At 40.3% G+C, this 13,534-nt stretch carries 12 protein-coding genes; 7 read left to right on the top strand and 5 right to left on the bottom strand.

Features of this window, described 5'->3' with window-relative positions:
- Positions 1-130 precede the first annotated feature (130 nt).
- Complete coding sequence (locus F8B77_RS13145) at positions 131-970, bottom strand: 23S rRNA (adenine(2030)-N(6))-methyltransferase RlmJ (RefSeq protein ID WP_130048582.1); 840 nt, start codon at positions 968-970, stop codon at positions 131-133.
- Positions 971-1,122: 152 nt separating this feature from the next.
- Between F8B77_RS13145 and prlC the strand changes: the two genes are divergently transcribed.
- Positions 1,123-3,165 (top strand): oligopeptidase A, encoded by a 2,043-nt coding sequence (gene prlC / locus F8B77_RS13140; protein ID WP_151655688.1) that lies wholly within the window; start codon positions 1,123-1,125, stop codon positions 3,163-3,165.
- 173 nt (positions 3,166-3,338) lie between these two features.
- Here prlC and cyaY read toward each other — a convergent pair whose 3' ends face one another.
- Positions 3,339-3,653 (bottom strand): iron donor protein CyaY, encoded by a 315-nt coding sequence (gene cyaY / locus F8B77_RS13135; protein WP_130045665.1) that lies wholly within the window; start codon positions 3,651-3,653, stop codon positions 3,339-3,341.
- 81 nt (positions 3,654-3,734) lie between these two features.
- Between cyaY and lptM the strand changes: the two genes are divergently transcribed.
- The 5 genes from lptM to xerC all read left to right on the top strand — a co-directional run bounded on the left by lptM (position 3,735) and on the right by xerC (position 7,690).
- Positions 3,735-3,854, top strand: coding sequence for an LPS translocon maturation chaperone LptM (lptM, locus tag F8B77_RS13130; RefSeq protein ID WP_130087944.1), 120 nt, complete (start codon positions 3,735-3,737; stop codon positions 3,852-3,854).
- Positions 3,855-3,923: 69 nt separating this feature from the next.
- Positions 3,924-5,177: a diaminopimelate decarboxylase gene (gene lysA, locus F8B77_RS13125; RefSeq protein ID WP_130087943.1), complete on the top strand. Its 1,254-nt coding sequence runs from the start codon at positions 3,924-3,926 to the stop codon at positions 5,175-5,177.
- 80 nt (positions 5,178-5,257) lie between these two features.
- Positions 5,258-6,088 (top strand): diaminopimelate epimerase, encoded by an 831-nt coding sequence (gene dapF / locus F8B77_RS13120; protein WP_151655686.1) that lies wholly within the window; start codon positions 5,258-5,260, stop codon positions 6,086-6,088.
- Entirely contained in the window at positions 6,085-6,786 is a 702-nt protein-coding gene (locus F8B77_RS13115; protein ID WP_151655684.1) for a DUF484 family protein, read from the top strand. Before dapF ends, F8B77_RS13115 begins: the two co-directional genes overlap by 4 nt.
- Positions 6,779-7,690, top strand: a complete 912-nt coding sequence (gene xerC / locus F8B77_RS13110; protein WP_151655681.1) for a tyrosine recombinase XerC — start codon at positions 6,779-6,781, stop codon at positions 7,688-7,690. The genes F8B77_RS13115 and xerC overlap by 8 nt, the downstream gene beginning before the upstream one ends.
- A gap of 112 nt (positions 7,691-7,802) precedes the next feature.
- Here xerC and F8B77_RS13105 read toward each other — a convergent pair whose 3' ends face one another.
- Together F8B77_RS13105 and F8B77_RS13100 are read right to left on the bottom strand one after the other, a co-directional pair.
- Positions 7,803-8,600: a Cof-type HAD-IIB family hydrolase gene (locus F8B77_RS13105; RefSeq protein WP_151655679.1), complete on the bottom strand. Its 798-nt coding sequence runs from the start codon at positions 8,598-8,600 to the stop codon at positions 7,803-7,805.
- A gap of 122 nt (positions 8,601-8,722) precedes the next feature.
- The gene (locus F8B77_RS13100) at positions 8,723-9,700 is read right to left on the bottom strand and encodes an alpha/beta fold hydrolase (protein ID WP_151655743.1); all 978 of its coding nucleotides are present in this window, start codon (positions 9,698-9,700) and stop codon (positions 8,723-8,725) included.
- A gap of 430 nt (positions 9,701-10,130) precedes the next feature.
- Between F8B77_RS13100 and F8B77_RS13095 the strand changes: the two genes are divergently transcribed.
- Complete coding sequence (locus F8B77_RS13095) at positions 10,131-11,360, top strand: EAL and HDOD domain-containing protein (protein WP_151655677.1); 1,230 nt, start codon at positions 10,131-10,133, stop codon at positions 11,358-11,360.
- A gap of 97 nt (positions 11,361-11,457) precedes the next feature.
- Here F8B77_RS13095 and F8B77_RS13090 read toward each other — a convergent pair whose 3' ends face one another.
- Positions 11,458-13,431, bottom strand: a complete 1,974-nt coding sequence (locus tag F8B77_RS13090) for an AsmA family protein (protein WP_151655675.1) — start codon at positions 13,429-13,431, stop codon at positions 11,458-11,460.
- Positions 13,432-13,534 lie beyond the last annotated feature (103 nt).

Genomic DNA, 13,534 nt, shown 5'->3' with positions numbered 1-13,534 from the left:
ATTTTTTCAAGGCCTGCGAGGTTTCAGGTCGCTTCGCTTGCAGGTTTCAGGAAGGAGATAAAACTGAGCAATGCTATCTTTTTCCTGAATCCTTTGAGGGAGCTTGCGACCGGCCTGAACCCTTATTTTTTTACTCTGGAACAATCCACTCGACTTTAAAGTGACCTGTTGCTGGTGCAATTGCTTCTTTCAAGAAAGGCAAAATTTCTTTCATTTGGCTTTCTAATTTCCACGGTGGGTTAATCACGATCATGCCAGATGCGGTCATACCACGCTCGTTAGTATCCGCAGAAACCCCCAACTCAATTTGTAGAATATTACGGATGTCTAATTTTTTAAGACCTTTAATCATATCGTCGATGTCATGACGGTTAACGACTGGATACCAAATCGCGTAAATACCTGTTGCCCAACGTTTGTGGCTTTGGCCAATAGCGTTAACGACATCGTAATATTCTTTTGCAAGCTCATAAGGTGGGTCGATTAAGACTAATCCTCTGCGCTCTTTTGGTGGAAGACTTGCTTTTAGTCGTGCAAAACCGTCTTCTTTATAAATAGACACTTGACGATCACGATGAAACTCTTGCTCAAGCAGAGGGTGATCGGCAGGGTGAAGCTCGGTTAATACCATGCGGTCTTGACGACGCAGGTGAGCACGACCAACACGAGGTGAACCTGGGTAGTAACGCAGTTCTTCACCGTCGTTTAATTCAGTGATGGCATTTAGGTAGCTTGTGATCTCTTCAGGAAGATCAGTTTGCTCCCAGATGCGAGCGATACCTTGCTTGTATTCGCCTGTCTTTTCAGACCATTCATGCGTTAAATCGTAACGACCAACCCCTGAGTGGGTGTCGTGATAAACAAATGGTTTATCTTTTTGCGTTAATGAATTAAGGATAAGACTTTGAACAATGTGCTTAACCACATCGGCATGGTTGCCTGCATGAAAACTGTGACGATAACTTAGCATGGATGAACTCTCACTATTGGAATCACATGATTATACCCAAGTTTATCGCTCAATGTGTGTACTCTTGCATCAGCCATTGAAATTTTATCCATTAAGCACCATCTTTAAGGGATAAGCCGATCCTAAAAACGAAAAATAGAAAAGGAATGAATATGTCTAACCCGTTACTCACCTTTACTGATTTACCGCTGTTTTCTCAAATTAAGCCTGAGCACATTCAGCCTGCGGTAGAGCAAGCCATTGCCGATTGTCGCGCAAAAATTGAAGAAGTATTAGCGTCTGATGCAGCCCCTACATGGGACAGCATTATTGTTCCTCTGGCTGAAACCGATGACCGCCTTAGTCGTATTTGGTCGCCAGTAAGTCATTTGAACTCAGTACAAAACAGTGAAGCACTGCGTGAAGCGTATGAAGCGTGTTTACCTGCGTTATCTGAATACGGTACGTGGGTTGGTCAAAACAAAGGACTGTACGAGGCGTATAAATCAATTAAAGAGAGCGAGTCGTTTGCAACTCTGTCTCAAGCTCAACAAAAAACAATCGTTGATGAGTTGCGTGATTTTGAGCTATCAGGCATTGGTTTACCTGCCGATCAACAAAAGCGCTACGGTGATATCAGTAAGCGTACGTCAGAATTAAGCTCAAACTTCAGCAATAACGTGCTTGATGCAACCATGGGTTGGTCAAAACACATTACCGATGAAGCGGAATTATCAGGCTTACCAGAATCAGCAATGGCAGCAGCAAAAGCCGCGGCAGAAGCAAAAGAGTTAGACGGTTGGTTATTGACACTAGAAATGCCATCGTACATTCCAATCATGACTTATGCTGATAATAAACCACTGCGTCGTGAAATTTACGAAGCGTTCGTGACTCGCGCATCGGATCGCGGTCCAAACGCCGGTAAGTGGGATAACACAGATTTAATCTCTGAAGAGCTGCAACTTCGTCATGAAGTCTCGCGTCTATTAGGTTTTGCTTCTTACAGTGAAAAGTCACTAACAACCAAAATGGCGGAAAGCCCAACGCAAGTACTGGGCTTTTTAAATGATTTAGCAGCAAAAGCGAAACCACAAGGTGAGCGCGAAGTTGAAGAGTTAAAAGCCTTTGTAAAAGAAGAATTTGATATTGATGAGTTAGATCTGTGGGATGTGACTTATTACTCTGAAAAACTAAAACAAAAGCTATACCAGATCTCTGATGAAGAATTGCGCCCTTATTTTCCTGAATCAAAAGCCGTTTCTGGTCTATTTGAAGTATTGAGCCGTGTATTTGGTATGACGGTAGTTGAGCGTGAGGGTGTTGATGTATGGCATGAGTCAGTGCGTTTCTTCGATATCTTTGATTCTAACAATATCTTACGTGGTAGTTTTTACTTAGATTTATACGCGCGTGAGCACAAACGTGGTGGCGCATGGATGGACGAGTGTCGTGTGCGTCGTATCACTGAAAATGGCGAACTGCAAACGCCAGTGGCGTACCTAACGTGTAACTTCAGTAAGCCTGTTGGTGGTAAACCAGCCCTATTTACTCATGATGAAGTGGTTACTTTATTCCACGAATTTGGTCACGGTATTCACCACATGCTAACGCAAATTGATGTGGCGTCAGTGTCTGGTATCAATGGTGTGCCTTGGGATGCGGTTGAATTGCCAAGCCAGTTCTTAGAAAACTGGTGTTATGAAGAAGAAGCATTGGCGTTTATTTCTGGTCACTATGAGACGGGTGAGCCACTACCAAAAGAGATGCTAGATAAAATGCTTGCGGCGAAAAACTTCCAATCAGCGATGTTTATTTTGCGTCAGTTAGAATTTGGTATGTTTGATTTCACGCTGCACACAAATTACGATCCTGATCTAGGTGCAAAAGTGTTAGAAACACTGGCTGAAGTAAAAGCGAAAGTCGCAGTATTACCAAGTGTTGAGTGGAACCGCTTTTCTCACAGTTTCAGTCATATTTTTGCAGGTGGTTACGGCGCGGGTTATTACAGCTACCTATGGGCAGAAGTATTATCAGCCGATGCGTTCTCTCGTTTTGAAGAAGAAGGCATTTTCAATACAGCAACAGGCCAAAGTTTCTTGAATAATATTCTTGAAATGGGCGGCAGTGAAGAGCCTATGGAATTATTCAAACGCTTCCGTGGCCGTGAGCCACAAGTGGATGCGATGCTGCGTCATGCGGGAATTGGAGCTTAAGGTTTCAGGCCGCTTCGCTTGCAGGATTCAGAAAGAGCAATAAAATCCTCCTGAATCCTGAATCCTGAATCCTGAATCCTGAATCCTGAATCCTGAATCCTGAATCCTGAATCCTGAATCTCAAGCTCCTCTGAACTCTTCAAGGGAGCTTGCGACCGATCTGAAGTCTGCTTTTAAGCCCACTCAATCTCTTCATCAGCGTGCTTTTGACACTCTTCTTTTACCATTTCGATAAATTCCATGCCCGTTTTAGAACATGTCCATTTCTCATCAGTATAAGCAAAATGGAAGCCGCCAGATTTTGACGCTAACCAGATCTCGTGCATTGGTTCTTGTTTGTTAATTACGATTTGGCTGCGGTTTTCAAACTCTAGTGTTAATACGTTTCCAGTAATAACCGGTTCAATATCAGCACCTGAATCATCGATCATATCTTCGATTAATTGCAGTTTTTCATCGACTAGTTCGTGAAATTCAGTGTTATTCATCTTGTTTATCCTATTGCTTTTCTTGGCTGTGGTGCGATTATAGAGAGCATAACCAGATATTAACACTAATGGTAAAATCTTATGCAAAAAAGAGTGATGGCGTTAATGCTATTGAGTGCCTTAACGCTGGCTGGCTGTGGTCAAACAGGATCGTTGTACATGCCAGCAGATGAAGCACCAAAAACAGAAGTAGCAGAATAATTTATTTGTAGTCAGTGTATTTGAATAATCACTGGCTAATAAACACTGAACTAGACAAGGAAGACGACATTGGATTATTTCAATTATAAGGATGATGGACAACTTTGGGCTGAAGAGTTACCCGTTGCACAATTAGCAGAACAGTATGGCACGCCATTGTATGTGTATTCTCGCGCGACATTAGAGCGTCATTGGAATGCATTTGATAGCTCTGTCGGTGAGCAACCTCACCTTGTGTGCTATGCGGTTAAAGCAAACTCAAATATTGGTGTGTTGAATGCACTTGCCCGTCTAGGCTCAGGTTTTGATATTGTGTCTCAAGGTGAGCTTGAGCGCGTTGTGGCAGCCGGTGGTGACCCAACAAAAGTCGTTTTCTCTGGTGTAGGTAAAACGGCTGACGAAATGCGTCGTGCGTTAGAACTTAATATTAAATGTTTTAATGTGGAATCAGAGCCAGAGCTTGAGCGCTTAAATGCCGTTGCTACTGAAATGGGGGTTATAGCGCCGATTTCATTACGTATTAATCCCGATGTGGATGCAAAAACACACCCGTATATTTCAACAGGTTTGCGTGATAATAAATTTGGTATCGCCTTTGATCGCGCACCTGAAGTATACAAATTTGCACAAACTTTATCGAACCTAGATATCCAAGGTATTGATTGCCATATTGGTTCTCAGCTGACTGATATTGCCCCATTTATCGACGCAACCGATCGTCTACTTACCTTAATTGATGATTTAAAAGCGCAAGGTGTCAATATTCGCCATCTTGATGTGGGTGGTGGTTTAGGTGTGGTTTATCGTGATGAATTACCGCCACAACCATCAGAGTACGCAACCGCATTATTAAGTCGCTTAGCGGGTCGTGAAGATCTTGAGCTGATTTTTGAACCGGGCCGTGCCATTGCTGCAAATGCTGGTATTTTAGTGACTAAAGTTGAGTTCCTAAAACACACAGAACATAAAAACTTTGCCATCATTGATGCGGCAATGAATGACTTAATGCGTCCTGCATTATATCAAGCGTGGCAAGATATTGTGCCGGTAACGCCTCGTGAAGGTGAAGCGCAAAGCTATGATTTAGTTGGCCCTATTTGCGAAACCGGTGATTTCTTAGGTAAAGATCGTGACTTAGTTCTCGAAGCAGATGACTTACTTGCGGTTCGTTCGTCTGGAGCCTATGGTTTTGTGATGTCATCAAACTATAATACGCGTACGCGAGCAGCAGAAATTATGGTGGATGGCGAGCAAGTGCATCTTGTTCGTAAAAGAGAAGAGTTAAACTCACTCTGGGAGCTAGAATCCATCTTACCGAATTAACTTAGATTTAAAGAGCAGGGAACCTAAGGCGACTTGCTCTTTTGCTATTCAACCTAAAAGAAAAAATAAGAAGAACAACTATGCACTTTCATTTTTCTAAAATGCACGGGCTAGGCAATGACTTTATGGTTGTTGATTGCTTAACTCAAAATATTTTCTTTTCGCCAGATCTGATCCGTCGCTTAGCCGACCGTAACCGTGGTATCGGTTTTGACCAGCTCTTGGTGGTTGAAGCCCCTTATGATCCAGAAACTGATTTCCATTATCGAATTTTTAACGCGGATGGCACTGAAGTAGAACAGTGTGGCAATGGTGCGCGTTGTTTTGCTCGTTTTGTACGCATGAAAGGGTTAACCAATAAAATCAGTATTTCGGTCAGTACCAAAAAAGGCAAGATGACCTTAAAAGTGGAAGATGATGATCAAATAACGGTAAACATGGGTGAACCAGTATTTGAACCAAATAAAATTCCATTTAAAGCGACTCAAGCTGAGAAAACCTATTTATTACGAGCAGACGATAAAACACTTTTCTGTGGTGCAGTAAGCATGGGTAATCCACACTGTGTCACGGTCGTGGATGATGTTGATAATTATGACGTTGATAAATATGGACCATTAGTTGAAAGTCATGATCGCTTCCCTGAGCGTGTGAATGCTGGTTTTATGGAGATTGTCTCACCAAATGAGGTTAAGTTACGTGTTTATGAACGTGGTGCTGGCGAAACTCAAGCGTGTGGAAGTGGTGCGTGTGGCGCGGTTGCTATTGGTATCATGCAAGAATTATTAGCTGAAGAGGTTAACGTCTCTCTGCCCGGTGGTGATTTGCAGATCTCATGGAAAGGCCCAGGTTACCCATTGTTTATGACCGGCCCTGCAGCCCATGTTTATGATGGCCAATTATCAGTATGAATAACGTAACATCAATAGAGCCGCAACCAACACAAATAACGGAAGATGTTGTGGCTCAGTTTTTAATGGATCACCCTGATTTTTTTCAGCAGTATCCAGAGTTACTTGGACGAATTAAAGTCGATACGCCTGAGCGTGGTGTGGTGTCTTTAGTTGAAGTGCAAGTCAATAAATTGCGTGATCGCATTGGTGATTTAGAAGAAGAAATCACTCAACTGATGTCATTGGCCGCAAAAAACGATCGTCTATTTCATGATTTTGCGAATGTACAAAAACAATTACTGATGTGCGAAGATTTTTCTCAAGCAGCGAAAGTGATTGAGCAAAAGGCACTATCTCTTAATTTAACTGCGCACATAAAGATCATTGGTCATTCTCATCCTAAATACCATATCGAGAAAATGGCACTCGATAATTTCAGTAAAAAGTTTTTGAATGGGCACTCTGCTTACTTAGGGCGTTTACGCCAAGCGGAACGTGATAAGCTACTGGCTTATGGTGGGCTTAATCATTCAAGTACCGAACTTGGTTCATTTGCTGTTCTTCCATTAGGACAATCGACGCCAATAGGGATTATTGCGTTTGCTAGCCATGATGGCGGTCACTTTGAACCAAATATGGACACGTTGTTTTTAGAGCAGCTGGTTAGTGTGTTTCATTATTTATTAACGCAATGGTCGAAATCTTCTCATGAGTGATGTATTACCTGCTCAATACGCCAAACATCTTGATGCCTTCTATGAGTTCTTACGTAATGAAAAAGGCTTAAGTATTTATACCCAACGCAGTTATAAACGCCAACTCACCACGATTGCTGAGCAATTGATTGAGCTAGGCGTTGAATCTTGGCAAGAGGTTGATGCGGGGTGGGTGCGTCAAATTACCAGTAAAGGCATGCGTGAGGGGCTAAAAGCGAGTAGCTTATCAACGCGTTTATCTTCACTACGTAGTTTTTTTGATTTTTTGGTATTACGTAATGTATTAACCGCTAACCCTGCGAAAGGGGTGTCAGCACCTCGTAAGTCACGCCCATTACCAAAAAATATCGATGTTGATGAAATGGGGCAATTGCTTGAAGTAAAAGAAGATGATCCATTATCGATTCGTGATCGAGCCATGATGGAATTGATGTATGGCGCTGGTTTGCGTTTGGCTGAATTAGTAGGTATTGATGTTCGTGACATTCAATTACGCCAAGGTGAATTGCGAGTGATTGGTAAAGGGAATAAAGAACGTAAAGTTCCTTTTTCGGGTCAAGCGAAAGAGTGGTTAGGGCATTGGTTGCAAGTTCGAAATCAACTCGCTAAACCAGAAGAAACCGGATTATTTGTTTCTAAATTGGGTGTTCGTATTTCGCATCGAAATGTGCAAAAGCGAATGGCTGAGTGGGGAATGAAACAAGGGGTCAATAGCCATATTAGCCCGCATAAATTACGCCACTCATTTGCGACACACATGTTGGAATCGAGTGGGAATTTACGTGCCGTTCAAGAGTTACTTGGGCATGAAAATATTTCTACTACGCAAATTTATACCCATTTAGATTTTCAACATCTTGCTCAAGCGTATGACCAAGCGCATCCAAGAGCGAAGAAAAAATAATTTGTTCAACTGGCTTTTTTATACTAGATTTTTTACTTTAAACTTAGATAACCATTTGTTTTTAAATAATAGATAACTATTTGGCCTATGATAGGCCAAGTAGTATATGCGCTTATTTTAATAGTAGGTTTTCTAAGTAATGAGCAACGGCTTCGTCGGCAGATGAGCCGATAACTTCATTATTTGGTAGGGCTTTTTTTACTTTCTCATGCGATGTTCCCATCACAATCCCTTTACCTGCCATGCTTAACATTTCGTAATCGTTCATGCCATCACCAAAAGCGATGCAGTTCTCTAACGTTTTACCAAGTAACTTAGCAACCGCTTCTAATGCGGCACCTTTAGATACTTCAGCGGCCATTACTTCTAAACACCAAGGCGTAGAAAAAGCCACCATTAACTCATCACCAAATTGTGCTTTTAGCTTGGTCTCATATTCTACCAAGTAGTCATGCTCTGGCATGGTTACAAAGATTTTTGCGATATTCTCAACAGGGGGGTTATTTGCATCAAATAAGGTGTAAGTGAATCCATTATCATGAAAATCTTTTAGGCTTTCGTCTTCTTTATGCATAAACCATTTATCGTCTGAGTACATATGAATAGATAAAGAGTCATCATTTTTTAGTAGGTCTAATACTTGTGGAACTAAATGTTCAGGTAAGTTTTTACTGTAAATAAGATTGTCATCGGCATCATGAACACGAGCGCCGTTAGACGTGATCATGTAAGCCGGGATGCCGACATCTTTACGAATATTACCGACATCAATGTGATGACGGCCCGTTGCAAAAATAAAGGTCAGGTCTTGTTGGTGCAGTTTATTTAGTGTTTTTTTAGTGAAGTCTGCAATTTTGTGTTCAGGAGTCAGTAATGTGCCGTCAAGATCAGATGCAACGATAGTAATCATAGAGCCTCAGAAATAAAGAATAGATTCAAAAAATAACAGAGTGCAGTTTACGCCACTTTATAAATAAAAAAGAGGGTAAAGATAACAATATTGCTTTTCCTCTTTTTACTTTAGTTAAGGCCTCATATTTCAGATGATGAGCTATGTTGTTGGAAAAAATTAAGGATTTCAGAGAGCGCTTGATTGCGGCAACTATCGGATTCAAAAAGCAGTTCATGTTTTGCATTTTTAATGGTGATTAATTGGCAATCTGGGGCTTTTTTTTGAAAAGCGACATGAGCACTATTATCTACAATGCGATCGTTTTCTCCCTGAAGTAATAAAGTAGGCACCAAGCAAGATGCGGCTTGCTCGACACAAAGTTTTGACCCTTTTAAACTTTGATTTACCCAGTGATTACTTGGTCCACCGATCTGAAGCTCAGGTTTTAGGTTGTATAATTCACGGAACCATTGATAGCGAATTTCACAGGTGGTTAATGTGTTATCTAAAAAAGGTTTTTCTTGGTAGGGTGCTTGACCTAAAGCATAAGAGGGTTGTGAAGCCCAACGACTTAAATAGCGACTTATTGGGCCTGCAATCGGTTTTAACCAAGGCTGAATATGAATGCCGTGCATTGGTGCGCTTAATGCCATTGCGGAATATGGATGTGAGTGAGTTTCTACATACTGAGTAGCAATTGCACCGCCCATCGAGTGGCCAAGTAAATAGCAATCTTGGTAATCTTCAGGCGCAATTAAGTGCTGAGTCATGCTGTTTAGATCAAGAATGTAATCATTAAACTCTTCAATATGACCGATATCGCGATTGGTAGTCAGTCGATCAGAAAGTCCCTGCCCACGGTGATCAAAAGAATAAATATCATAACCTTGACAAAATAGGTCATAAAACAGTTCTTGGTATTTATAAACACTTTCAATACGACCATTAACCACCATGATGGCTTTACGGTTCGCAGGGCTAGTAAAACTCACCCAATGCAGTTGCGTCTCTTTTTCGCCTTGATAAAAGCCGTGCTGACGCCTTTCCCAAAATGGTGTGACGTGCTTTTGCATTGTTTCAAGATAATGTGATTCTTGAGTAAAGGCGATTTTGTTCATTGGGCTCACAACATGACAGTAAATAAGTGGGTTGATATTATTATATACTAAGTTCTCTTGAGGAGGAGAAATGAGCACCTTACCCTTCTATTATTATTTAAGAAAAAGAGTGAATTTTCTTATTCGCTACCTTATACCAATCTACATAAGTATTTGATCATTCTTGCTTGTTAAAATCGATTTTTCCTACGCAATTATCTGAACAACTACTTATCCAGAATGGTATTACTCATTTATCTTGTCATAATCACATATTCTGTCTATTTCTTGGGTGTTAATTAACCAAATGTATGTTTTTTCTTATGCTATTGGATTATCATGCGTATAAATAAACTTACCATTTGTCGTTCTTTTTCTTAAGAATATGATGATTGTGCCGATAATAATCTTTATGACATTTGTACTTGTAATAGGATATTGCTTTTAAGTTATGTATGCATACGTTGCCCGACAACCGATCCTGAGTCGGAAGAAACAAACGATAGGCTACGAACTACTTTTCCGTGACGGTGAAAGTAATGCGTTTCCTAATATAGAAGCAAATCAAGCAACGAGTCGGCTACTAGTTGAAAACTTTATGTCGACAGGTTGTAACCCTGCGCTAGAATCTCCTCGTAGTTTTATAAATTTCCCCCAAGAGTCATTAATATCTTTGGTTCCGACGGCATTTCCTAAGCGAAAAATTGTTGTCGAAGTATTAGAAACCTGTATTCCTAATGATGAGCTATTTAGTGCGATTAAGCATTTACATCGAATGGGTTATATTATTGCGTTAGATGACTTTAGTTTGGATGCCGTTTGGGATCGATTTTTACCCTATTCACACATCGTTAAGTTAGACATTATGCAATTAGGCATTGATGTGGCGTGTGAATACGTTAAACAACGTAAGCAGCAGGGATGCAAGCGACATTATTTAGCAGAAAAAGTTGAGACTAATGATGAGTTTCAACAGGCGTTCGACGCGGGTTTCCATTTTTATCAAGGCTACTTTTTTAGTAAACCGGAGATCATAAAAAATCGCGTTGTAAAACCAGAAGAACTTCTTACGATGCAGCTATATCAAGAAGTGTGTCGTGAAGAAGTGGATTTTTCTCGAATAGAGCAATTGATCGCACAAGACGTCTCTTTATCTTATCAGTTATTGAAGTTTGTAAATACAGCATCGGTGCGACTTGAAAACCCCATTTCGTCGTTTAAACAAGCGTTGGTTTATCTTGGTGAAGAGCAAATAAAAATGTTTGTAACTTTGATTGCCACGGCGCATGCAGCGATCAATAAGCCCAAGGCATTGTATAAACAATCTTTAGTGAAAGGACGTTTTTGTGAGTTGATGATTTGCCGTATTCAAAATGGCACTCCAGGACAACAAGCATTTATTGTTGGATTATTCTCGCTACTTGATGCCTTACTTGATCGTAAGATTGATGATGTTTTAGAACAGTTATCATTAGATCGAGAAATAGAACAAGCTATCTTGCTCAGAGAAGGCTTATTGGGTTCCATGCTAGAGCTGTATGAAGGTATTGATAAAGGAGACTGGAAAAGTATTGACCAAACCAGTCGATTGCTTGGGTTCTCTCCAAGAACCGTAGAGAAAACGTATCAAGATGCAGAGAAGTGGTATCAAATGATCTCATGTCAATCTAACCAACCATAGAATCTAAGCTAGAATAAAAGCCCCATTAAGTGCATCGCTTACTATCGTAAGGTCAGCATTTGATGGGGCTTTTTATTGTCATAAGTACTGATTGTAATTACTGACAATAGTTGATGAGATGGACTTCTTTAGAGAACAGCTTTTGTTTTATTTGGTGACATTCTTGAGTGATGGAAGTGATGGCTTCGCCTTGTTCTGGGTTAACCAAGTCGTAATCACCTTCAATATTGTAGTTAAAGCCTTCTCCAATAATCGTGATGGGTTCAATAGAAATACGCCCACGGTTGGCGGTTACTGTTATTGGGTCTACTTGTATTGGGTATTGCGCAATAGGCTCTTTTTTCTTAGTTCTATCAGGTGTTATTGTTGATGTGTTAGGGCGTTCGTTATCCGGGATCAATCCTAATTTATATTGCCACAGTTCTTGAGCGGTTTTGGTGGTGGTCATGTCTCTTGGGGTCATGTTCAGTTCACCATTAAAGCTATAGTTAAAGCTGTCTTGATTTGCTGCTAACCCATTACCGTTAAAAGTAAACTCAGTAATACCATCAATAGGAATTGGGTTTGGAAAGAAACGATTTAGGTAGCTGATAGGCAATCCATCACCATAAGCCTCAAACTGCCAAGGTTGGCTATCCTGAGTTAAGTGAATGCTACCATTAAACCCAACTAGCCCTTCGGATAAGGGAAGCAGTGCTCGCTCTACTGTCCACAAACCATCGTCGGTTTTCATTTCGACTAATAATTGTTGGCTTAATAGATAATTAAAACTCGCATTAGAAGCGCTCATCGAAAGTGTGCCATCCCATAACCTCCATTGTTCTAAGCGCAGTAAATCGAGATCATGGCCTTCCATATTTACCCCTGATAATTGATATGGGTACAGGCCATTTAATTGAATTAATTGAGTATTATTAACATCTAGTTTGGCTATTTTTACTTGCGCTAATTGATTTACGTATTGAGTTAACACACTCGCTTCTTCATTAGTTATGGCCCATTTGACTTGGTCAATACTCAACGAATTTAAATTTATGCTCGTTGGTGATAGTTTGCCAGTAAGTTGAATGTGACCATCAAAAATTTCGAATGAAAGCGTCGAGATATCTGCTTTTTGGCCATTAAGCGTTAAGCTAAAAATAGGGTTATTAATAATATGTTCATTCCAGACCAAATTGTCGGCATTAAACGATATATTTGCGTTGTTTTGCTGCCATAAATGGTAAGGAAGCAGTACGTTTTCAGCAGATAAACTTAAGTTATTAACCACAAATTGTGGTAGTTCAATATTGATATCTAACAGATCAATACGTTCAAATTGATAAGTGAAATTGTGTTGAGATAGCCATTCGATTGGCTTATTAATAATGTCCGCATTACTCGATTCTAAATTAAATTTACGTAGTGTGAATTGTGGAATAACCCATAATTTATTTTCTTTAAGCTCTGCTTGTGCGGTAATCGTACTGCCACGCCAAGTAAGAGAAATACCATGAAGAGCGGTGTAGTGTTGAGTGTAATAGCCATCAACTAATACTTCATCTAGGGCTTCTCCCTGCCAATACAGTTGTTTGGCTGAAAATTGAAAATCGCCCTCAAAAGGTAACGAACTTTCTTTTTGTATAGCCCAATTTTCTAATTGAATTTGAGCATCACGCAGCATTATGTCGTCATTGGCAAAATCTAAATTTGAAACACTAAATTGAGCAATAGAAATCCAATCGATACTTTGTGTATCAGGGAGTCCTTTTTGTAGACTAAGACCATCGACTTTGATGCTATCAAACGCTAATTTATTATTTTGAATTGGGTGCTGAGAGAGCCAAAAATCGACGGTTTGAATGTGTAATTCACTGTCTGTTTGAATAGCAACATCTGACAGAGTTAGGTGTAAAGGTGATTGGATTGAGTAATGAACATCTTCAAATGAGATCTTTTGATGCGTCAGTTTTTGCACTAATGGGTTTAGCATTGGTTGTGCGTAAGGCGTATGTAAAAGGGATAAAAATGCGACCACAAGTAGCAGGCAAAAAGAGATAAGCCAACCAAGGCTTTTCAGTGTGGTATACATTGTTAACTCCAAAAGAAAAATAGGAACAGAAAGAGTGGAGTAAAAATCAGATGCAATCAAGTTATTGTGATGGTTTACTCAGAAGTAATCACTGTTTTGGACT

Origin of the sequence: Aliivibrio finisterrensis (genome assembly GCF_008933155.1) — a bacterium.
GTDB classification, from domain to species: domain Bacteria; phylum Pseudomonadota; class Gammaproteobacteria; order Enterobacterales; family Vibrionaceae; genus Aliivibrio; species Aliivibrio finisterrensis.
The sequence above is the reverse complement of the archived record's forward strand: the minus strand, read 5'-3'. Positions and strand labels throughout refer to the sequence as shown.